The sequence below is a fragment of the Brachyspira aalborgi genome (genome assembly GCF_008016455.1).
In the GTDB taxonomy this organism is placed as follows: domain Bacteria; phylum Spirochaetota; class Brachyspiria; order Brachyspirales; family Brachyspiraceae; genus Brachyspira; species Brachyspira aalborgi.
The window spans coordinates 968,885-990,021 of sequence record NZ_SAXU01000001.1 but is presented as its reverse complement, the minus strand read 5'-3'; the positions used below and the strand labels follow the sequence as shown (position 1 = coordinate 990,021).

The window sequence follows — 21,137 nt, the reverse complement described above, 5'->3', positions numbered from 1 at the left end:
TTGCTTTGCTACTTTTAACGCGTTTAATTTTATTTTCTATGATAATATTTTATTGTCATGATATAATATCGAAAAATTGACAAATATAATTTAATAATGTATTATAAATCTCAATATGCAAAAATTGACAATAAAAGATATAGGTTTTGACGAATATTTTGAAAAATTAACTTTAAAAATTCTAAACGATATAAAAGACAGAGAAAATTTAATTCCTGCAAGAGTTATAAGAATACATAAAAGATATTATACTTTATTTTCAAACGAAGGCGAATTTTTAGCGAGAATTAAAGGCAGAATAAGACATAAATCGGAAATTCAAAGCGAGCTTCCGATTGTGGGCGATTGGGTTTTAATGCGAAAATCGGACAATAACGCTTTTATAGAAACAATTTTAACTAGAAAAAATATTTTATACAGAAAGGCAAATATTAAAAAAAATGATATTCAAGCGATAGTAAGCAATATTGATTATGTTTTTATAATTGTCGCTTTAGATAATGAAATGCCAATTTCGGCTATTGCAAGATATTTGTCAATCGCTCATACTTCGGGAATAAAGCCTATAATAGCGATAAGCAAAATCGACATTTATAAAAAAAATGAATTCAAAGAATTATTAAAAACTATAAAAGAAAATTATCCTAATGAAATAGCTTTTGGTTATAGCTCAAAAACGGGAGAAAATGCAAAAGAATTTTTATCTTATATAAAAGAAAATACTTCTTCAGTTTTTATAGGAGCTTCTGGTTCGGGTAAATCGACTATAATTAACTATTTATTAAAAAAAGAAAAAATGAAAACTAAAGAAGTGAGAGAATACGATTTTAAGGGAATGCACACAACAACTCATAGAGAGCTTTTAATTTTAGAAGGCGGCGGAGTAGTTATAGATACGCCAGGATTAAGAAATTTAGATTTATGGGAAGACGATAAAGGAATAAAAAAAACTTTTGAGGATTTGGAAGAGCTTTCAAAAAATTGCAAATTTAAAAATTGCACTCATCAACATGAGCCAGATTGTTATATACTTGAGCTTGTCGAAAAAAATAAAATTCCTTACGAGAGATATCAAGCTTATATAACTTTGCTTAATGAAAATAAACAACTTCAAAAAACTTCAATAGAAATTAAAAAAGATAGAAAAAAAGCATTGAAGAAAATAATGAAATACAGAAACGATTATAAGAAAATAAATAAAAATCTTAAAAAATAAATTCTATTCTAAAAATTTAAAATCAAATTTTAAAATAAATTTTTTTAATATTTAATTAAAAAAAATTTAAACACTTATTTTAAAAGTTTTGTATCTTAATTGTAGAGAATGGAAATATTGAGGTTAAATAAAATAAAAAAAGTTAACCACAATTTAAAAATAATTATTATATTTTGAGTAGAAAATATGAGAGTAAAAATTGGAGGAGAAGTTATGACGATGAAAATAGCATTTGTAATTATAGCGACATTTATATTATCATTAGGATTATTCGCTAACGAATCCGATACGCTAATGAACGCATTAAAAAATGACGATATTAATAAAGCGAAAGAACTTATAATGTCTGGAGTTAATATTAATACTAGAAATATAATAGGCGAAACTCCTTTAATGGAAGCGGCTGAAAAAGGATATACCGAAATAGTTGAGCTTTTATTAAATAAAAGAGTTAATATAAATATAAGCAATGTTAAAAATATAACCGCGTTAAGTAAAGCCGCTTATAACGGACATACCGATATAGTAAAACTTTTGGTAAATGCTGACGCTACTCTTAATATAAGAGATAGAGACGGGAAAACGGCATTAACTTACGCTTTTGAAAACGAGTATAAGGATATAGTTAAAATACTTAAAAAAGCTGGAGCGGTTAAATAAATTAAGATAATAAATAATTTTTTTCATATTTTTTCTCCTATTGTATTATTAATGTAGAGCCATCTTAACGGGTGGCTTTATATTTTAACAAGGTTATAAAATTTTATTATTTGCAATTATAAAGAGCGAAAAATTTTAATTTAAGCGAAAGGCGATGTTTTTATTAACTCATTATAAAATAAATCTCTCACGCTATTTAAAAATAATTTTGTTTCTTCGCTTGAATAATCTGCATAAGTCCAAGGAAGCTCCGTATATCCGAGTTTTTTATTATATATTAAAGTTAAGTCGGCAAAAACTCCGTCTTTTAAATATATTCTATGAGTAAAATTTTTATTAGTCGTTAAAATAAAATTTTCAAGCGTAAGTATAGCTGGGTCTATATTTATTTTTCTGTTTCCGTTAGAATATAAATATTTTTTTTCTATTTTATCGGTAGTCTTTTTTACTTCAGATATATAATCTCTTTCTATTAAATTTTTAAAAACTAAAAATCTTTTTTTTAAGTTTTCGCCCATTTCTTCTTTATAATATGCAGAATGAGAAAATAAATATTCTTCGCTTATAATTTTTATTGAATTAAAATTTTCTATAGCGTCTTTTAATGCCAAATTATAAATTTCTAAATCTCTATACATAAAGGCAATTACAAGAACGGCTTTAGACTGTTTCAAAACTTTACTCATATTGATTATTTTATTAATATATAATATAATTATTTTTAGAAAATATTAAATTAATAATAAAAAAATGGCAATAATTAATAAATAAACGCTTGACAAAAAATAATTAATATTGTATAATTAACAAACTTAATTAAAAAATTAACGCGGGCCAATAGCTCAGTCGGTAGAGCATCGCCCTTTTAAGGCGGTTGTCGAAGGTTCGAACCCTTCTTGGCTCAAATACGATTTTAATAATTTTGCTAAAATATATACGCCGGTGTGGTGAAGTGGTTTAACACACAGGATTTTCATTCCTGCATTCGCGGGTTCGAAACCCGTCACCGGTTCATAATTAAGCCCGTATCTTTCGATATGGGTTTTTTTATTTAATCAAAAATTATTATTCCGATAAATATAAAATAAAATTACTTGACTTATGTTTATTATATATTATAATTTATAATGTGTATTTTTTAAGGAGATAATATGTCAAATCAAATACTTGTATTTAATATAAATAACGAACTATACGGAATAGATATATTAAAAGTTCAGGAAATACTTAATTTTATTCAGCCTACGCCGATTCCGAATTGTCCCGATTATTTAAAAGGAATAATTAATTTAAGAGGAACTATAATACTTGTTATAGATTTAAGGGCAAGATTTCATTTCGATTCTCCTATGGACCCAAATAATTGCGTTATAGTTGTTGTCGCTATAGGAAATAAAAAATATGGTTTGGTTGTCGATTCTGTTTCAGATGTTCTTACAATTAACGAAGAAAATATACAGGAAGATATTGATATTCATTCGGGAATAGACAATAGATATATAATGGGACTCGTTAAGGCAAACGAACAAATGATTATTTTAGTAAATATAGATAAAGTATTTTTAAAAAACGAACTTGACGATTTAAATAGCGCCGTAAATAATTCGGTTGTTTAATAAAATAATATGTCTTCTCATAGAATATTTAGAATAAATGAAAATATTAAACAACTTCTATCTGCGATTATATTTAAAGAGATAGAAGACCCAAGAATAAAAAATAATCTTATAACTATAACAAAAGTAGATACCGATAAAGATTTGAAAAACGCTAAAGTTTTTTTCGTATGTTTAAATGAAGATAAAAAAGACGAAGTTTTAAGCGGATTAAATAGCGCTAAAGGAGTTATATTTTCTTATCTTAAAAAAAGTCTTAAAGTTAGATATGTTCCAAATTTAACTTTTCATTACGATAAAACTTTAATCGAAACTAATAAAGTATTGACGAATATAAGAAATTTAAATATTAACGATAATGAAGATTAATTAATTTTTAAGAGGAAATTATTATGGCTAATAAAAAAAGCGTAAATAAAATAATAAAAAAAACCGCAAAGAAAACGGTTAAAAATAATGCAAAGAAAAATATAAAAACAAATATAAAAGAAATATTAAAAACTCTCTCAAAAGCAACAAATATAACGATAATCGGACATAGAAATCCCGATGTCGATTGTATATGTTCATGTTTGGGATTATCTTTACTTTTAAAAAAAATATTCAAAAAGAGAAAAGTTTTCGTTGTCAATACGGATAAAATGCAAAGAGATTTACAAAATGTTTTATTAATAGAAGAAGTAATATTTAATGTTAATGAAGAAACTATTCCTAAAAAAGATGTTTTGGTTGTATTAGATTCGGGAGATATTGACAGAATAGGTTGGATTTCTGAAGTTCTTAACGAATATAACGAAGTAATATTTATAGACCATCATAAAGTTAGAAATATAGAAGGCGTTACTATGTTTTATAACGATACTAACGCAGCCGCCACTTGCGAGATAATTTTTGATATATTTTCAACTTTCTTAAAAAGTATGGATTCTACTATAGCGACTTTATTGTATTGCGGACTTTCAACCGATACGGGAGGTTTTGTTTTTAGCAATACTACAGAAAAGTCTTTACTTGCAGCTTCAAAATTAATGAGTAGGGGAGTTATAATAGAAAATTTAGGAAATGTCGTTAGAAAGAGATATACTAGAATAGATGTAGCCGCTTTAATGGAAATATACAGAAGAATGATAATAGACGAAGAAAATAAAATAGGCTATATATGTTTGCAAGAGACAATTAACGGGCATAGCATGAAAGAGATAACCGTAAGCGCTTCGGATATTTTAATTCAAATGGAAGATGTTTTTATCGGATTTATAATTCATGAAAGCGAAGAAGATTTTAGAGTAAGTATGAGAAGTAGAATAAATAAAAATGTAAGAGAAATTGCAGAATCTTTCGGAGGAGGCGGACATCCTAAAGCCGCTGGTTTTACCGTATCAAAAGAAGATTATAATAAAGAAAAACTTATATCTGAAATCAAAAATAAACTGATAAAATTATTAAATGAAAGATAATATTATAATTTACACTGACGGCGGATGTAGAGGAAATCCTGGACCTGGTGCTTGGGCTTCAATATTAATAAGCGAAAAATATAATTTGCGTCTTGAAATTGGCGAAAGCGAAGAGATGACGACAAATAATAAAATGGAAATGAAAGCGGTTATAAAGGCGCTTGAGAGATTAAAAAATTCCCATAACATAAAAGTTTATAGCGATAGCGCATATTTAGTTAATGGAATGAACGGTTGGATTTATACTTGGCAAAAAAATAATTGGATTAAAAGCGATAAAAAACCCGTTGAAAATAAAGAATATTGGTTTAAGTTAATTGAACTTTCAAAAAAGCATAATATAGAGTTCATAAAAGTTAAAGGGCATTCGGATAATAAAGAAAATAACAGAGCGGATGAAATTGTAAATATACTTATGGACGAGCATGAAAATACGGGCAATATTGCTAGTTTTTATAATAAGATAAATTAGTTTGTTTGTATAATAAAAAATCATGTTTTATTTTTTTGATTTTATAATATAATTATTTTTAAAATAAATTAAAATTAAATAGGAAGTTTTTATGAATAACTTAAATAATTTATCAGAATTAAAAAAAGAATATTTATATATGCTTAAAGAAAATATAATTCCATTTTGGCTAAAAAACGGACTTGATAAAAAAAACGGAGGATATTGGACGGCATTAGACAGAAAAGGAAATATTATAGACAGAGATAAATCCGTTTGGTTTCAAGGAAGATTTTCTTGGATTTTGTCGACTCTTTACGCGGATTTTGAAAAAAAAGAAGAATATTTGGATGCGGCGAAATCGGGAATAGACTTTTTGGAAAAACATTGTTTCGACAAAGACGGGGACGGAAGAATGTTTTTTAGAGTAACCGAAGAGGGAAAATGCGTTATAAAAAGATTGAGATATTATTTTTCAGAAACATTTTGCATAATCGCTATGGCATCTTATGGAAGAGCAAGCCGTGATAAAAGCTACATAATAAAAGCTAAAGAATTGCTTGAAAGAATCGATAAAATTCAAAAATTATTAATTCCTAAATTTGACATTAATCAGAGAGCTACAATTTCTTTTGGACCGCCAATGATAATGCTTGCCACAGTTCAGGAATTAAGAAAATCGGATGAAGAAAACAGAGAATATTATAATAAATATATAGATAATCTTTTATCGCAAGTGAAAATATTTTTATACGAAGAGAAAAAAGCGGTTTTGGAACAATGCAATCCCGATGGAACTTTGCAAGACCATTTTGAAGGAAGACAACTTAATCCTGGACATGCGATTGAATCCTCTTGGTTTATATTGAGAGAAGCTATTGAAAGAGATAACGATAGAAATTTAATTGAGCTTGGATTAAAAATTTTCGATTGGATGTGGGAATGGGGATGGGATAAAGAGTATGGCGGAATAATACAATTTATGGATGTTTTAGGCAAACCGAAAAGTGATTATTGGCATGACATGAAATTTTGGTGGCCCCAAACCGAAGCTGCGATTGCGACTCTTTACGCTTATTATTTTACTAAAGATAAAAAATATTTAGAAAAACATTTTATGGTAAAAGAATACACTAATAAATTTATCGATAAAGAATTTGGCGAATGGTTTGGTTATTTGCATAGAGATGGAAGCCTTTCTACAGATTTAAAGGGCAATATGTATAAAGGACCTTTTCATATTCCAAGAATGTATATAAAATGCGTTGAAATGATAGATTTAATAAATAATAATAAATAATAAAAAAGACTCAAGTAATTAAACTCAAGTCTTTTATACAAATAACAGGAGAATAAAAAATCAAGCTTTATAAGGAACTTTTACTATGCCCTTTTTAACATGAGTTTTTCCCGTTTTCGGAGCAAGTCCGACTCTATGAGCGTCATAAGGCAAAAGTATCAATATATTTCCAGGCGTAAGAGTCAAACGAACGGCTCCTTCGCCTTCCCAATTATGATAATCTGTCGCTTTATCGTATTCTTTAGGTTTTAATTCCGAAGTATTTGCTATAATATAATCTTCTGCTCCTTCAAATATTATTTGAATATCTACAAACTCTAAATGCGATTCCCAAGGCGGATTATCTTTATTGTCGTATTCTGCTATATTAATATAAGCGCCTTCGCAAATCTCTTTATCGAGTTTATGTTGTCCTACGGAAAGTTTTTTCAAATCTTCGTAATGTTCTCTAACATAATTTTTTGCCTTCCAAATTCTATCATGAAAGTCTTTATTAAATTCGCTTTTTAATGGTTTTAGTATCATAAAAATATCCTTCTAAAAATTTTTAGTTAATTAAATTTTTAATTAATTATATTATATTTTAAATTATTTTAAACCGCTTTTTGCTTCTTCAATCATTTTATAACAATTTTCAATAATCGGTTTATCGCTTTCTATAATATCAGGCAAAGGTTTTCTAACTCCGCCGATATCAATTCCCTGCTTTCTCAAAATCTCTTTCATAACAGCGTATAGATTTCCATGACAAGAACACATAGCCGCGATTATTCTATTGATTTTAAATTGAATATCTTGAGCTTTCTTAAAATCGCATTCTCTAACCGCTTTATCCGCCTCTATAAATAATTCGGGCATAACTCCGTAAGTTCCGCCTATTCCTCCGTCAGCTCCGATTATTCTTCCGCCAACAAATTGTTCGTCTGGTCCGTTAAATATTACGCTATTGTCTCCCGCTACATCTTTAAATGTTTGAATATCAAAAATCGGCATTGAAGAATTTTTAACGCCTATAACTTTATTGTTTTCTCTCATTTTCTTATAAAGCGAAACCGTTAAAGAAACTCCCGCAAGTTGAGGAATATTATAAATTATAAAATCGGTATTTGGCGCTGCTTTACTCATATCGTTCCAATAATCCGCTATGGCGTAATCGGGCAAATGAAAATAAATAGGAGGAATCGCCGCTATAGCGTCAACGCCCAATTTTTCCGCATGCGCCGCCAATTCTTCGCCGTCTGAAGTATTATTGCAGGCTATATGAGCGATTATAGTAATTTTTCCTTTAGCTACTTCCATAACGGATTCTAATATTAATTTTCTATCCTCTTTGCTTTGATAAATGCATTCTCCCGAAGAGCCTCCGACATATAAGCCTTTAACTCCCTTATCGATTAAAAACGAAGTAAATTTTTTCGCTCTCTCTTTGCTTATCTCTCCTTTCTCGTCATAGCAGGCATAAAATGCGGGTATAACGCCTCTATATTTTTCTAAATTTCGCATAATTAAAATCTCCTTGTTTTTATTTTTTCATTAAACTTGAATAAGTCAAATTATCCGTTTTATCTTTGTTTGGTTTTCCGCAAATCAAAGAAGCAATTAAAGAAACCACAACGCCAGAAACTATTATTAAGAATGAAATCAGTATTTCAAATACTTGCGGTTTGCTATAAATTGGAATCAATTTTGAAACTATGCCCGATGGGTCCGTTAAATAGAACGCCAAAATCGTTGAAGCTATAAAACCTATCCAAACGGCAACGGTATTAACTTTATCGAAGAATATTCCAACCAGAATTACAGAAGCTATAGGTCCGCCCAAAAGTCCCGTTATCGCTTGGAAATATAAATAAATATCGCTAGGTCCTCCGCTTAAAAACTTAACGGCTAATAATGTGCTTATAAGTCCTACAATCCAACTTGAACTTCTTGCAAAATTAAGTTTGAATTTATCGCTTAAATCAGGTTTTAATTTTTCAAGTATGTCTTTTGTCATACAGGTTGAAACTGAGTTTAAGCTTGAGGAAACCGTAGATTGAGCCGCTGCAAATATTCCCGCTATTACCAAGCCAGATATTCCCACAGGCAAATAATCCATAATAACATGAGGTAAGATAGCGCTTCCGCTTATATTTTCGGGCAAAGTAGCCTTGCCAGAATTAAATAATATCCAACAAGCCGAACCCATACCTATAAATATTATAGAACTTGTGCAGGCAAGCGGAACATTTAATAATAAACTTTTTTGAGCCTCTTTTTCGTTTGGAGTCGTGTTATATCTTTGAACTATATCTTGTCCTCCAATATATTGATAAATAGAACCAAAGAAAGCGCCGATAACCATAGCCCAAATACTCTGTTTAGCCAAATCTAAAGAAAAGAAATCCGGTCCTATCATTTTACCGTCTCTCGCCAAAATCGAAAATCCTTCGCCTACGCCCACAATAGCGAAACAAACTATTATAACCAATATAGCTCCAAAAATAAGAACTACGGCTTCTATAGCGTCAGACCATAAAACTGCTTCTATTCCGCCGATTGAAGTATAAGCCACGCAGAATAATCCAACCAATAGAGTTACTATTACGGGATTTAAATTCGGAAGAGCTTGAACCATAGCTAAAGTTGGAAGATAAAGGACTATAGCCATTCTCACAATATGGAAAGCTATAAACGATAAACTGCCCAATAATCTTATACTATAAGAAAATCTTGAACCCATCCATTCGTAAATAGTCGTTACCTTCAATCTTCTGAAAAACGGAATAAACACCAAAGCAACGGGAACCATTAAGATTATTATACCCAAAGGCGCCATACCTAATAACCAACCGTTATTATAAACAGACGCGGGAACGGCAATAAAAGATATCGAAGATAATGCCGTAGCGTAAATACTTAACGCCGTTATTATCGCGGGAACTCTTGCGCCCGCATTAAAATAATCGTCTGTTGATTTTGTTCTTTTACCAAAGAAAACTCCAATCAACAACATCGCAGTGAAATACAATAGTATTACAACCCAGTCGAACCAATGCCAAGCCATAATAATATCCTCCTTTCAATTTATATATTTTTTATTTAATTACAATTAATAAAAAAATGCAAGTATTTTTTCTCAATTTTTCTATATTTATATAAAATATTACTTTATATAATATTAATTATTGATTTTTTACATATTATTTTTAATATTTTATAATGTTTTTTATTTTTAACAAAATATTTTTTAATCTATCATAATATATTTTTTATAAAAAAGAATCCTTGCCTCAATGCACACAGAGTAGGCGAGTATAAGTTTAAAGTTTTTCTAAAAATAACAAAAAATCGAATTAATAAATACTTTTAAGTCCGCTATCAATATCAAATATCCAATGTTTATCGAATACTTTTCTGTAGGAATAACCGAAAGGAAATTTTCCGATTGAAACTGCAAAAAATTTATTTCCTTTTGATTTTTGTTTTTCGCATAATTCGATTAAATTATAAGGCATATCTTCCATCATAAAATCGGACAATACCAAAACATCGGCATTTTTGAAATCGTCCGTTTTCATTATTCTGTTTGCTTCGTAAAGAGCTTTATAAATATCCGAACCGCCATGATAACTTAATTTAAGAAAATCTATAAGTTCGTTTAAGCCGTAATTTTTAGAGAATTTGCAAGCATATATTTCAACGCTAAAATTTATTAAATAAACATTTCTATCTTCCGACAAAGCCTGCATAACTATTTTAAGCATTGTAGCTTTTGCAATATATTCGTTTATTCCTTTCATTGAACCGCTTGTATCTATGCATATTATAACGGGACCTCTTCCATCAATATAACCCGATTGAGTTTTCCGCGTTTCTCTTTCGTCAAAAATATAAGAATTCTTATCAAAACACATTAATCTATTTTCAATATATTTTAATTTAAATAATTTTTCAAAATCTCTGTCGCAAAGTAAAGAAAGTTCTTCGGGAACTATATTCTCAATATCTTTTGAAAAATAAATTCCTACAATTTCGTCTTTTGAAGTTATTTTTTTATTTGAATAATTATAAGAATCTTTAAACTCTATATTATTAATCGCGTTTTCAATGTCTACTCTTCTGCCCATACTTTCGCAAATTATCTCTATATCCTTATAATCGTTTATAAAATCAATCCATCTTTTAAAAAGCGAAATATCGTCTTCTGAAAGCTCGCCGATTCTAAAATCCCATAAAACGCCCGTTTTTATTCTCAAAATGTTAGACATATATTTAAGTTTTTTTAAAAGCTTAATCCAAGATTCCATATCGACAATAAATTTATCTCTCTTTCCTTTAATTGTATTCAAAGTCCAAATATTATTTTTATCGTTATAAGATTTTTCCCAAGAAGATAAAATATTTTTTTCTATAATATTAAAGTTTTCATTATTTAATCTATCAATCCAAAAATTATAATCAATATTTTTATCAATTTCTTTAAAGCTATTTAAATAATTAATTATTTCATTTTTATTATAACTTTTATTAGACGATTTTTTATTTTTAAACTTTTTAAAAGCAATATCCAATTCTATTTTATTTGTTTCGTAAGGATTATTATTTTCAATATATTCTTTTAATTCTTTTTTCCATTTTGAAATTTTTATTTCAAGTTCGTCCTCAAGTCTTTTGTCGTCAATATTCTTAAAAGAACCGTAAAAAACTCCTCTCGCCATATCTTCGGTTTTCTTAATTTCTTTTGTCGCAGTATTAGTTATATTTGTCATATTTATAATTTTTATTTTTTAATTTAAATTGTAGCAAATTCTAAAATTTCGCTTTTAAATTTTTCAATATTTAATTTTTCGCTTTCTAAATCTTCAATATAAGATTGAAACATATCGTTTATAATATTAATTTTTTCTTCAGAGATAAAAATATTTTGAGATTCGTTTTTTGTTTTTTCAAAATTATTTTTTGAATTATTAATTATATTTTCTATTTTAGATATTAGAGAATCTATAAGAATTAAATAATTTTCTTTTTTTTCTTTTTCAACTTTCTTAAATCCGTTTTTTCTCATATAAAAATCGGGTTCAAATTTTGTAAATAATTCATAATTCTTTGAAAGTTTATCCGAAATTATTCCATTTGTTAAAGTCGCGGAATTAATTTCTATAGAACAAATTTCGCTTTCGTTAAAATTGCATCTAAATTTTTTAGTTATAAATCTTCCTTGCTCTAATGGATGAAAATATCCTTTTTTATTCATATTTTTTAACGGAATATAAATTATCGTATCGCCGTTATTTCCGTATTCGTCAATTTTTACATTTAAAGTTTTAGCGATATATAATTTGTCGTCAATATTTTCAGTGTCGTAAGTTTTTTCTAAATTATAAAATGTATTTTCAATATCCGATTTTAAATTTTCAAAATTTTCTTTCCATTTTTCAATTTCGGAGTTTTTAAAATTATAAGAAATTCTAATTGCATTTTCTACAATTTTTTTAATTGGCTCAATATGTTCTTCCAAACTCCATAAACAATTATCTAAAAGTAAAGTTTCGTAAATATCAACTTCGTTTTTATCGTTTAAATATGCGGCGGTTTTCATTAAATAAGAAATATTTTGCCATCTTCTGTCTGAAATATATATTGGAATATCTATATTGTCTTCGTTAAATTTTTCTATGGAAAGTTTTATTGTATGAATAATATTAAAAACGATTTTAAAAATTTTTATTTTATTAATTTCTTCGCTCATTTTATTCCATTCTTCCGTTGTTATTTTTAATTTTTCGTCTATTTCAATAAAAGGATTTAATTGAGTATTTTCTAAAAGTTTTTCAAAATTATCTCTTTCTTTTAGAGGATAAACCGTAAGCCTCGTTATAAATCTATCGTATAAAGCTTCAAGTCCTTGATTTGGCGGCGGAGTTTCATTGCTTGCGGAAATCAAACCCTTTAGAGGAACTTTTATTTCTTCATAACCGTTTTTAAATATTCTTTCGTTTATAATCGTAAGTAAAGTGTTGAGTATTGCGGGAGCGCTTTTCCAAATTTCGTCTAAAAATGCAAAATCGCTATCGGGTATATAACCTTTTATTTTTCTTATATATTTATCGTTTTTAAGTTCTTCCAAACTAACGGGACCAAATATATCTTCGGGAGTGCTAAATCTTTGCATTAAATATCCAAAATATTTTGAATCTCTAAACGCGTAAGAAACTCTTTTGGCAATAAAACTTTTAGCTGTTCCAGGAGGTCCGTAAAGAAAAACGGGCTTTCCCGCAATAATGCTTAAAAAAGTTAAAGCTACGATTTCTTTTCTTTCGTATAATCCGCTCGATAATAAAGATATTATTTTTGCAATTCTATCTTTCATAAAATAAAAACTCTGATTAAAAATATTTATATATTATAACATTTTTTATAAAAAAAAGAATTATATAATTGATATTTATAAAATATTATGTTAATATAATTATGTTAACTAAATTATGTTAATTAAATTCCGATAACTATATTATGATAACTAAAAATATTAATATAAAAAATAAATATCTCAAAGAAAATATAATAGCCTATATTGGCAATAAAAGAAGATTATTGCCTTTTATAGAAAACGCTTTTTTGGATATTTTAAAAGAAGATAATAATATAAAAACCGCTTTAGATTTATTTGCAGGAAGCGGAATTATATCGAGATTATTAAAAACTTTAAATTTGGAAGTTTATTCAAACGATTGGGAATATTATTCTTATATTTTAAATTACGCTCATATTTATATCGACATAAAAGATACAAAAAATATGTTCGCTCATACGGGCGGACTTCAAAATACAATCGAAATGCTTAATAATATTAACAAGATAAAAGATAAAGATAGATATATTTCAAAATATTATGCTCCTCAAAACGATAATAATCCCGATTTAAAAAACGAAAGATTATTTTACACTCAATATAACGCTACTAAAATTGATATTATAAGACATAATATTGAAGAGCTTTTTAAAAATAAAGCTATAAACAAAAAAGAATATTTTTATTTAATAGCTTCTTTAATTTATGAAGCCGCAACACATACTAACACTTCGGGAGTATTCAAAGCTTTTCATTCGGGTTTTGGCGGAAGAAATAAAGACGCATTGGGCAGAATATTAACGCCGATATCTTTAAAAGAGCTTCCTTTATTTTATGGAAAAAGAGGACATACGAGTATGCTCGATGCAAAAAAATTTATATTGAAAAATAAAAATAAAAATTTTGATTTGGTTTATTTGGACCCGCCTTATAATCAACATCAATACGGAAGCAATTATCATTTGCTTAACACAATTGCATTATGGGATAAGCCCGAAATAAATAAAGAAATATATATAAACGGAAAAAAAACAAATAAAAGCGGAATAAGAAAAGATTGGATAAAAACAAAATCCGATTATTGTTATAAAAAAACTGCAAAAAATTCTTTTGTTAATTTAATCGAAAATATAAACGCCAAACATATAGTTATGAGTTATTCTACCGATGGAATAATAGAATTTGACGATTTAATTTCAGTTCTTGAAAAAAAAGGAAAATTAAAAATATTAACTTCAGAATATACAAAATATAGAGGAGCAAAGCGTTCGATAGTAAATAAAACTAAAAACATAGAATATTTATTTTTAGTCGACACAAGAAAAACAAAAATAAAAAATAATAATCATTTAAAAATAAAATATATTGAAAGCGTGAGATTAAAATTAAATAATCCCGTAAACTGTCAGAAAAATTATTTAATATTTAACGATTATAAAGAAGGAAATATAAAATTAAATTTAAAATATTCCGTTCATATAATAAATATTGAAGAGATTTGCGCGGAATTAAAAAATAAAAGCATAGATTATATAAAAAGATTTTCATTATTTTTAGACAAATATATTAAAGACAATAATATTGAAGCTTTGAAAATATATTCTTCGCATTTTAAAAAAGCAAGTTTAATAAACGATACAAAATTGATAAAATATTTTTCAAATTATATTTTGAAGATTTATACAAGTTTATGCTCAAAAAAATCTAACGAATATATAATAGATATAACAAACGAACTTTTGGATATAATTTATAAATACGACAATATAAACGCCGTAAATAAAATAAAAAAAAGAATGATTTATAATATTTCAAATTCGGGAATTTCGGATATAAAGAAAAATAAAATTCTTAATAAAATTTGATTTGAAAATTTATTTTATTTTCTTTTATTTAAGAAATTACTTTTACTCTATTTTAAAAATAGAAGAAATTTTAAGCTTATTTTTATTATTTTTAAATATTAATATTTTGACATTTTTTATTTTAATCTATATTATATAAATTTAATATAACTTCATTGAGTATAAATAATAAATGGTAAAATATATAGATATAGAAGAATTCTTAAAATTGGAAAAAGAAAATCTGCCAATAATAGATGTTCGCTCGCCCGCCGAATATAATCATGCTCATATTCCAAACGCTCATAATGTTTATTTATTTAATGACGAAGAAAGAAAGGAAATCGGAACTATATATAAACAAATCGGAAGAGAAGAAGCCGTTTTAAAAGGTTTGGAATTTGTAGCTCCTAAAATGACGAATATATTAAAATCGATAGACGAAATAACTAAAAATAATAATTGTAATGATAAAAATAAAATACTTATGCATTGTTTTAGAGGCGGAATGCGAAGCGAATCTGTAGCTTGGTTATGTTCAAATTATAAATACGATGTTTATGTTTTAAGAGGCGGTTATAAAAGTTATAGGCGTTATGTTTTGGATTCTTTTAATAGAGATTATAAAATATATTTGCTTACGGGAAAAACGGGAAGCGGAAAAACTTTAATATTAAATAAATTAAAAGAATTTGGATATAATATTATCGATTTAGAATATTTGGCAAAACATAAAGGCTCTGCATTCGGAGGAATAAACGAAGGCGAACAACCGACTCAAGAACAATTTGAAAATTATTTATCTAAAGAATTAATAGAATATAATAATAAAATAATTTGGCTTGAAGATGAGAGTTTTTTAATAGGTAAAATAGCGATTCCGAAACCTTTATTTAACGCTATGAAACAACCGCAGAAAATTATTTATTTAAATGTTTCAAAAGAGAGTAGGGCGAAGTATATAACCGAAACTTATGGAAAATACGATATTAACGATTTGGAAAAATCAATTCTAAAAATTAAAAATCGTTTAGGCGGAGAGAGAATGAAAGAAGCGCTTGAATTATTGCATAAAGGAAAAATATACGAATGCGTTTTAACTTTGCTTTACTATTACGATAAGGCTTATAAATTAAGTATAATCGAGGATAAGGTTATAAATATAGAATGCGATAATTTAGATTTTGATTTTATAATAAAATTAATTTTATTAAATGTGAATTGTTAGGCTATCGTTCATAATGACGGTATTATTTTTTAACAAATTTTTTAATTTTTTTAAAATTTTTTCTTAAAAAACGCTTGACAAATAATAAAAAGTATACTATAATATAACTATGAATAAAAAACTGTTTAAGTATATCTACGATTACTCAATCGCCAATCGCCAAGTATTTTAAACTTTTTAAAATATAAAATTTTATCAATTAAAATTTATCATTTTATACTTGAAGAAGTCTTTATAAACGGCAATAAATTATTCAAATTCTTTTTTGAATATAATATAAATTATTTAATTTTGCAAAAAGCATTTATTTATATAAATGTTTTTAATAAAAAAATATTAAGGAGATAGTCTATGACTACGAAAAACAACACAAAAAAATTTTTATCTATAATAGTAATCGCTATTATAGGAAGCATGTTATTCATAGCATGTAAAGCAAAACCTACCGATTTGAATAACTATCAGGTAGAAGAGCCAGCGGTTAATCCTACAAACCCAGAAACGCCAAATCCTACTAATGAAAACTCTCAAAAAGTAGAAGTTAAAATCGATAACAATAACGATTTAAGACAATTTGGCGAAGGAACGAGAGAAAATTTTAAGGGTTATCATTATGTTTCTAAAGAATATATGATTAATGGAAAACCTTATAAATTCACGGCTACGGTTGGTTGGGATTCTTATCAGTATTATATACAATTTGAAGACGGCTATAAGTTTTATCAAGGAGCTGGACCTTCTTGTAAAGGCGCTAATTATAAATTAGTTATACAATCTGGCGCTTCAAGAAACGGAGGAGCTTGTCAATATGCGGATGTTGTATTTACTACTAACGGCTATTTATATGTTAAATTTAATAATTATAGTTGGACTATAGAATATGCTTTAAGTAAAAAAGAAGATAACACGGGCGGTAATACAGTCGGTAGTCATTCTAAATCTGAACTTACAGGAAAGTGGAAAATATCTGAAAATTATAATCGCCGAGAATGGGAATTTACTGTTGATGGCGATGGTAATATAAATTTTCCATGTGGCGGAATGCTATATGCTGTGGATGATTATACTTATACTGGAAAAGTTAACGACACTTTTAATTATCCATATACTACAAAATTAACAGCCGTATATCAAAAAGAAACAGTGGAAGGAACGATAACATTTAATAATCCAACAAACGCGACTATTTCTTATTTGTCTCGTTGGGCTGCTTATGGTGGCTCAGGTTGGGACAAATACAATCCTACTTTTAAATATAGAGAACCTTTAGATTAATTTATAAATTATATTTTTAGAATATAGAATAATATAAAAGACATCATATTTTTTAATATGGTGTCTTTTTTATTCTTTATTTGATTAATAAATAAAAGGGGAATTTTTACCCTTAAATTCTTTTATCTAATTAGAACGATTCAAAACCGTCAGAATCGCTTTTAGCATTATTAAAAGTAGAACCAAATTCGCTATCTTTAGAAGTTGAAGATACATGTTTAGTTTCTTCATAACTTTTCTTTATAGGACTTTTTATTTCAGTCGAAGGTCTTGGTTTTGGAGTAAATACTTTTTTCTCTTCTTCTTCCTTTTCCTCTTTAGGCAAATTTTCCGTATAATCTTCTTTTATCTCTTTATCTAATTCTTTTTCTTCTTTATATTCCGATTTACTCACTTTTTTATCTTCTTTTTTTTCTATATTTTTAGAAGTATCGCCGTCTTCTCCTCTTAATTTAAAGAACTTCATTGCATTTAATAATTCTTTAGCTTGAGAAAATAAAGTTTCGGACGCCGCCGTAGCCTCTTCAACTAAAGCCGCATTTTGTTGAGTAGCCATATCCATTTGAGCGATTGCTATATTTACCTGGTCAACTCCCGCTTGTTGTTCCACGGCGGTTGAACTTAAATCTTGCATTATTTTAGCCGTTTCTTCTATTTGTTGTTTTAAGTTTTCAAATATTTCTTTAGATTCTCTTGCCGTTTCCGTAGCTTTAGCCGTTTTTTCTTCAGCGTCAGATACTAAAGTCGTAATATCTTTAACGGAAGCTTGAGTATTTTGAGCCAAATTCCTAACTTCAGACGCTACTACCGCAAATCCTCTTCCTTGCTCGCCCGCTCTTGCAGCTTCAACTGCGGCGTTTAAGGCAAGTATATTTGTTTGAAAGGCTATATTTTCTATTATTTTTGTAATTGCGCTTATTTTTGAACTTGATTCGTAAACCGCTTCTATACTTTGAGTCGTTTCTTCTATTATTCTTCCAGCCTCTTCAATAGCGTTTCTTGAATTAATCATCATATTATTTCCTTCCACCGTATGGTCCGCGGAAGATTTTATTGTAGAAGCTATTTGTTCCATAGACGAAGCCGTTTCTTCAAGTCCAGACGCTTGGCTTTCCGTTCTGTCGGATAAGTCAACATTGCCTTGAGCTACTTCATCTGCGGAAGATTTTACAGTATCGGCGCTATAATAAACGAGTCTAACTTTTTCGTTTAGCACTTCTAATATGCTATTTATTGAATTAGATATTTCTCCAAATTCGTCTTTTTTATTAAGAAGGAAATGAGGAACGCTCCAAGTTAAATCTCCGTTTGATAATTTTATTAAATCTTTTGATAAAGCGCTTAATATTTTTGTTATTTTTCCTACATACATAAATATAAATGCGGAAGTAATTATAAGCATAACTATAGTTCCGATTATTGCATATTTTATCATTGAATAAGTATTCGCAAATAACTCTTCAGATTCTATACTCATAACCACAGCCCAATCGGATATAGGTTCTCTGTTAAAAGTCGCTATAGATTCTTTGCCATTGAAAGGGGATTTAAATTCATAATAACCAGATTCATTTTCTCTTGCATATTTTATATAATCCGCTTCTTGTAAAACTTTATTTCTTATATGCGAAGGTATAGGGTCGGCTATAACTAATCTATCGCTATCTACTATAAAAGGATGCCCCGTATTTCCAAATTTAATTAAATCTAATTCTTTATCTATAAAAGAATGCCAATCAACCATAACCGAAACGACTCCGATTATATTTCCTAAACTATTTTTTACGGGACTAAATATTTCTATTAACCATTTGCCATCTTCCAAAGGCGAAGCGATAGCGGTATGATACATTGAAGTTTCGCCAGAAATAACTTTTCCCCATAATTGAGTTTCTCTAAAATTAGGAATTGAGCTTGAGTTTATAAATCTTCCATTTATGCTGTCTAATATAGGTCTTCCTTGTAAATTAAATATAACAGCGACTTCTATCTCTTTATTATTTGCCACTATATTTTTTAGAGTATTTTCCGCTACGACTCTCGTCTCTTCCGTATTTAAAGCCAAATGAGTTCTAATATCAATAAAACCAGAAGCTATAGAATCCGATATAATCATTGCCTGTTTTAACCAAGCGTTTATCATTCTTGAATATACTTTTGTAGTCGATTGAAAACCGAATATTGACGAATTTCTTATTCCTTTTGCTCCTTTATCTATTATAATCCATCCCAATATCAAAGTCATTACCGTTACCAATAACATAATGAAGAAAGGGACTTTTACTCTCAAGGATTGTAATTTTCTCATTTTTTTACTCCAATAATTTTTTCAAATTGACTTTATTATTCTATATAATAATTTTATTTTTATCAAGCAATAGTTTATCGATTAAATTATCGGAATATTATTTATTAAAATTTATTATTCTGTTTTCAGCTTCGCTTTTTCTTAAATATAAAGGAGAGAGCGAAAATATATCGTCAAAATCGCCCGCTTTATATCTGCTTTCAGATAGTAATATTGAATTTGAGGCTCTTATTATATTAAAAGAATAATCTAATTTATTTATTTTATAATTTTTTGGATTTTTATTTAATCTATTTATAAAAAAATCTTTATTTTCAGAAAAACCGTCTCCGCATAAAGTAATAGTATCTTCATTATTTGATATAGAATCAATTATATCTAAAACTTCATTATATGTTAAATCCGCATTTTCTTTTATAATATTATCGTCTTTGTAAATATTTGCATAAACGCTTCCTTTTCTTGCCTCTATTAAAGCCAATTTAACGCCGTTAAAAGATTTTATATTTTGATACAAAGATTCTAAACTTGAAACGCCGATTATTTTAATATTTTTAGCGTAGCAAATACTTTTTATTGTGGCGAACGCTATTCTTATAGAAGTAAAAGAACCAGGTCCTATTCCAAAAACCATATAATCAATATCATCCAAAGATAAATTCTTTTTTTTCAAAAAACTATCTAATGTCGGCAATAATTCGCTATTATGATTTTTTACATATTCTTTATTTATTTCAATCGTATAATTTCCTAATTTCAAAGCCATTGAAAAACTTGAAGATACCGTATCGAAAGCGAGAATATTCATGAAATTAAATTTAAAACCAATCCTTTAAGTCTCATTACTTTATTAGCTATAGCTATATGATTTTTTTGTTCTGCAATTATATCTCTATATAAAGAATCAAGCTCTTCGTTTATTTTTGCAACCACATTATAAGTTTTTCTATTCATATTTAAATTTCTAACTCTATAAGCGTCTTTAATTACTTTTTCAACTAACGCTCTTATTAAATCTCTAAATTTTTGGAATTCTTTTATATTTGAACTTTTTTCAAGCATATATCCTGCATCGTATATTTGTTTTTTTAATTCGTCAAGTTCATAAGAATATTTTTTTATTTCTCTTTCTTCTTCAAGCATTGCTGCAAAAGGCGAGGAGGCTACGGAAACTTTAGGCGAAGAATCCATTAATAAACTACTATTTAAATTAATTTCTCTATTTCTTCTTTCTTCGACTCTTATCATAAAAATGCCTCCAATAAAAATTATTATGTTAACTTAATTATGTTAACTTAACATAATTTTAATAAAATAGCAATATTTAATAATTCGTATTTTTTAGTATTTTCTTTATTATTATTTTTTATATTTTTCCTACTATATCTTTGAAATCAAAAATATAATAGGAAATTTATATTGTCTGTAATTAGGGTAGACATTAAAAA

19 protein-coding genes and 2 tRNA genes are annotated in these 21,137 nt (G+C 27.6%); 12 read left to right on the top strand and 9 right to left on the bottom strand.

Features of this window, described 5'->3' with window-relative positions; translation table 11 throughout:
- The first annotated feature begins 124 nt into the window (after nucleotides 1-124).
- Both rsgA and EPJ79_RS04420 read left to right on the top strand, forming a co-directional pair.
- Nucleotides 125-1,216, top strand: coding sequence for a ribosome small subunit-dependent GTPase A (gene rsgA / locus EPJ79_RS04425; RefSeq protein ID WP_147739606.1), 1,092 nt, complete (start codon nucleotides 125-127; stop codon nucleotides 1,214-1,216).
- A gap of 213 nt (nucleotides 1,217-1,429) precedes the next feature.
- Nucleotides 1,430-1,876: an ankyrin repeat domain-containing protein gene (locus EPJ79_RS04420; RefSeq protein ID WP_307972294.1), complete on the top strand. Its 447-nt coding sequence runs from the start codon at nucleotides 1,430-1,432 to the stop codon at nucleotides 1,874-1,876.
- Nucleotides 1,877-2,016: 140 nt separating this feature from the next.
- Here EPJ79_RS04420 and EPJ79_RS04415 read toward each other — a convergent pair whose 3' ends face one another.
- Complete coding sequence (locus EPJ79_RS04415; protein ID WP_147738586.1) at nucleotides 2,017-2,562, bottom strand: DUF4416 family protein; 546 nt, start codon at nucleotides 2,560-2,562, stop codon at nucleotides 2,017-2,019.
- 145 nt (nucleotides 2,563-2,707) lie between these two features.
- On the opposite strand from EPJ79_RS04415, the gene EPJ79_RS04410 reads away from it, so the two are divergent.
- From EPJ79_RS04410 to EPJ79_RS04380, 7 genes are all read left to right on the top strand, one after another.
- A tRNA-Lys gene (locus EPJ79_RS04410) sits at nucleotides 2,708-2,780 on the top strand.
- Between the two features lie 34 nt (nucleotides 2,781-2,814).
- A tRNA-Glu gene (locus EPJ79_RS04405) sits at nucleotides 2,815-2,888 on the top strand.
- A 139-nt stretch (nucleotides 2,889-3,027) separates the two neighbouring features.
- On the top strand, nucleotides 3,028-3,492 hold the full coding sequence (locus EPJ79_RS04400) for a chemotaxis protein CheW (protein ID WP_021959623.1): 465 nt from the start codon (nucleotides 3,028-3,030) through the stop codon (nucleotides 3,490-3,492).
- 9 nt (nucleotides 3,493-3,501) lie between these two features.
- Nucleotides 3,502-3,861, top strand: coding sequence for a 30S ribosome-binding factor RbfA (rbfA, locus tag EPJ79_RS04395; RefSeq protein ID WP_021959622.1), 360 nt, complete (start codon nucleotides 3,502-3,504; stop codon nucleotides 3,859-3,861).
- A 23-nt stretch (nucleotides 3,862-3,884) separates the two neighbouring features.
- Nucleotides 3,885-4,949, top strand: a complete 1,065-nt coding sequence (locus EPJ79_RS04390; RefSeq protein ID WP_147738585.1) for a DHH family phosphoesterase — start codon at nucleotides 3,885-3,887, stop codon at nucleotides 4,947-4,949.
- Nucleotides 4,939-5,421 carry a ribonuclease HI gene (gene rnhA / locus EPJ79_RS04385; protein ID WP_147738584.1) on the top strand — a complete coding sequence of 161 codons (483 nt, stop codon included), beginning with the start codon at nucleotides 4,939-4,941 and terminating at the stop codon, nucleotides 5,419-5,421. The genes EPJ79_RS04390 and rnhA overlap by 11 nt, the downstream gene beginning before the upstream one ends.
- 91 nt (nucleotides 5,422-5,512) lie before the next feature.
- A complete protein-coding gene (locus EPJ79_RS04380; protein WP_244289067.1) occupies nucleotides 5,513-6,700 on the top strand; it encodes an AGE family epimerase/isomerase in 1,188 nt (395 codons plus the stop codon).
- A 60-nt stretch (nucleotides 6,701-6,760) separates the two neighbouring features.
- On the opposite strand, the gene EPJ79_RS04375 is transcribed toward EPJ79_RS04380, so the two are convergent.
- The 5 genes from EPJ79_RS04375 to EPJ79_RS04355 form a co-directional block, all read right to left on the bottom strand.
- Nucleotides 6,761-7,225 (bottom strand): NanQ anomerase/TabA/YiaL family protein, encoded by a 465-nt coding sequence (locus EPJ79_RS04375; protein ID WP_147559777.1) that lies wholly within the window; start codon nucleotides 7,223-7,225, stop codon nucleotides 6,761-6,763.
- Between the two features lie 63 nt (nucleotides 7,226-7,288).
- A complete protein-coding gene (locus EPJ79_RS04370) occupies nucleotides 7,289-8,203 on the bottom strand; it encodes a dihydrodipicolinate synthase family protein (RefSeq protein ID WP_147738583.1) in 915 nt (304 codons plus the stop codon).
- Between the two features lie 19 nt (nucleotides 8,204-8,222).
- On the bottom strand, nucleotides 8,223-9,746 hold the full coding sequence (locus tag EPJ79_RS04365) for a sodium:solute symporter family protein (RefSeq protein ID WP_147738582.1): 1,524 nt from the start codon (nucleotides 9,744-9,746) through the stop codon (nucleotides 8,223-8,225).
- A 289-nt stretch (nucleotides 9,747-10,035) separates the two neighbouring features.
- Entirely contained in the window at nucleotides 10,036-11,451 is a 1,416-nt protein-coding gene (locus EPJ79_RS04360; protein WP_147738581.1) for a VWA domain-containing protein, read from the bottom strand.
- 23 nt (nucleotides 11,452-11,474) lie between these two features.
- Nucleotides 11,475-13,052 (bottom strand): AAA family ATPase, encoded by a 1,578-nt coding sequence (locus tag EPJ79_RS04355; protein WP_147738580.1) that lies wholly within the window; start codon nucleotides 13,050-13,052, stop codon nucleotides 11,475-11,477.
- A 143-nt stretch (nucleotides 13,053-13,195) separates the two neighbouring features.
- Between EPJ79_RS04355 and EPJ79_RS04350 the strand changes: the two genes are divergently transcribed.
- From EPJ79_RS04350 to EPJ79_RS04340, 3 genes are all read left to right on the top strand, one after another.
- The gene (locus tag EPJ79_RS04350; protein WP_147738579.1) at nucleotides 13,196-14,899 is read left to right on the top strand and encodes a DNA adenine methylase; all 1,704 of its coding nucleotides are present in this window, start codon (nucleotides 13,196-13,198) and stop codon (nucleotides 14,897-14,899) included.
- A gap of 172 nt (nucleotides 14,900-15,071) precedes the next feature.
- Complete coding sequence (gene mnmH, locus EPJ79_RS04345) at nucleotides 15,072-16,106, top strand: tRNA 2-selenouridine(34) synthase MnmH (protein WP_147738578.1); 1,035 nt, start codon at nucleotides 15,072-15,074, stop codon at nucleotides 16,104-16,106.
- A 351-nt stretch (nucleotides 16,107-16,457) separates the two neighbouring features.
- Entirely contained in the window at nucleotides 16,458-17,381 is a 924-nt protein-coding gene (locus tag EPJ79_RS04340) for a hypothetical protein (RefSeq protein ID WP_147738577.1), read from the top strand.
- A gap of 130 nt (nucleotides 17,382-17,511) precedes the next feature.
- Here the strand turns inward: EPJ79_RS04340 and EPJ79_RS04335 are convergent, their stop codons facing one another.
- The 3 genes from EPJ79_RS04335 to EPJ79_RS04325 form a co-directional block, all read right to left on the bottom strand.
- Nucleotides 17,512-19,689 carry a methyl-accepting chemotaxis protein gene (locus EPJ79_RS04335; protein ID WP_147738576.1) on the bottom strand — a complete coding sequence of 726 codons (2,178 nt, stop codon included), beginning with the start codon at nucleotides 19,687-19,689 and terminating at the stop codon, nucleotides 17,512-17,514.
- Nucleotides 19,690-19,786: 97 nt separating this feature from the next.
- Entirely contained in the window at nucleotides 19,787-20,497 is a 711-nt protein-coding gene (gene tsaB / locus EPJ79_RS04330) for a tRNA (adenosine(37)-N6)-threonylcarbamoyltransferase complex dimerization subunit type 1 TsaB (protein ID WP_021958234.1), read from the bottom strand.
- Nucleotides 20,494-20,937 (bottom strand): YaaR family protein, encoded by a 444-nt coding sequence (locus EPJ79_RS04325; protein ID WP_021958233.1) that lies wholly within the window; start codon nucleotides 20,935-20,937, stop codon nucleotides 20,494-20,496. The genes tsaB and EPJ79_RS04325 overlap by 4 nt, the downstream gene beginning before the upstream one ends.
- Nucleotides 20,938-21,137: the final 200 nt, after the last annotated feature.

Excerpts from the sequence above, each read along its gene's own strand:
- EPJ79_RS04420 (WP_307972294.1), top strand. The coding sequence starts at position 1,430 with ATGACGATGAAAATAGCATTTGTAATTATAGCGACATTTATATTATCA.
- EPJ79_RS04415 (WP_147738586.1), bottom strand. The coding sequence starts at position 2,562 with ATGAGTAAAGTTTTGAAACAGTCTAAAGCCGTTCTTGTAATTGCCTTT.
- EPJ79_RS04400 (WP_021959623.1), top strand. The coding sequence starts at position 3,028 with ATGTCAAATCAAATACTTGTATTTAATATAAATAACGAACTATACGGA.
- rbfA (WP_021959622.1), top strand. The coding sequence starts at position 3,502 with ATGTCTTCTCATAGAATATTTAGAATAAATGAAAATATTAAACAACTT.
- EPJ79_RS04390 (WP_147738585.1), top strand. The coding sequence starts at position 3,885 with ATGGCTAATAAAAAAAGCGTAAATAAAATAATAAAAAAAACCGCAAAG.
- rnhA (WP_147738584.1), top strand. The coding sequence starts at position 4,939 with ATGAAAGATAATATTATAATTTACACTGACGGCGGATGTAGAGGAAAT.
- EPJ79_RS04380 (WP_244289067.1), top strand. The coding sequence starts at position 5,513 with ATGAATAACTTAAATAATTTATCAGAATTAAAAAAAGAATATTTATAT.
- EPJ79_RS04375 (WP_147559777.1), bottom strand. The coding sequence starts at position 7,225 with ATGATACTAAAACCATTAAAAAGCGAATTTAATAAAGACTTTCATGAT.
- EPJ79_RS04370 (WP_147738583.1), bottom strand. The coding sequence starts at position 8,203 with ATGCGAAATTTAGAAAAATATAGAGGCGTTATACCCGCATTTTATGCC.
- EPJ79_RS04365 (WP_147738582.1), bottom strand. The coding sequence starts at position 9,746 with ATGGCTTGGCATTGGTTCGACTGGGTTGTAATACTATTGTATTTCACT.
- EPJ79_RS04360 (WP_147738581.1), bottom strand. The coding sequence starts at position 11,451 with ATGACAAATATAACTAATACTGCGACAAAAGAAATTAAGAAAACCGAA.
- EPJ79_RS04355 (WP_147738580.1), bottom strand. The coding sequence starts at position 13,052 with ATGAAAGATAGAATTGCAAAAATAATATCTTTATTATCGAGCGGATTA.
- EPJ79_RS04350 (WP_147738579.1), top strand. The coding sequence starts at position 13,196 with ATGATAACTAAAAATATTAATATAAAAAATAAATATCTCAAAGAAAAT.
- mnmH (WP_147738578.1), top strand. The coding sequence starts at position 15,072 with ATGGTAAAATATATAGATATAGAAGAATTCTTAAAATTGGAAAAAGAA.
- EPJ79_RS04340 (WP_147738577.1), top strand. The coding sequence starts at position 16,458 with ATGACTACGAAAAACAACACAAAAAAATTTTTATCTATAATAGTAATC.
- EPJ79_RS04335 (WP_147738576.1), bottom strand. The coding sequence starts at position 19,689 with ATGAGAAAATTACAATCCTTGAGAGTAAAAGTCCCTTTCTTCATTATG.
- tsaB (WP_021958234.1), bottom strand. The coding sequence starts at position 20,497 with ATGAATATTCTCGCTTTCGATACGGTATCTTCAAGTTTTTCAATGGCT.
- EPJ79_RS04325 (WP_021958233.1), bottom strand. The coding sequence starts at position 20,937 with ATGATAAGAGTCGAAGAAAGAAGAAATAGAGAAATTAATTTAAATAGT.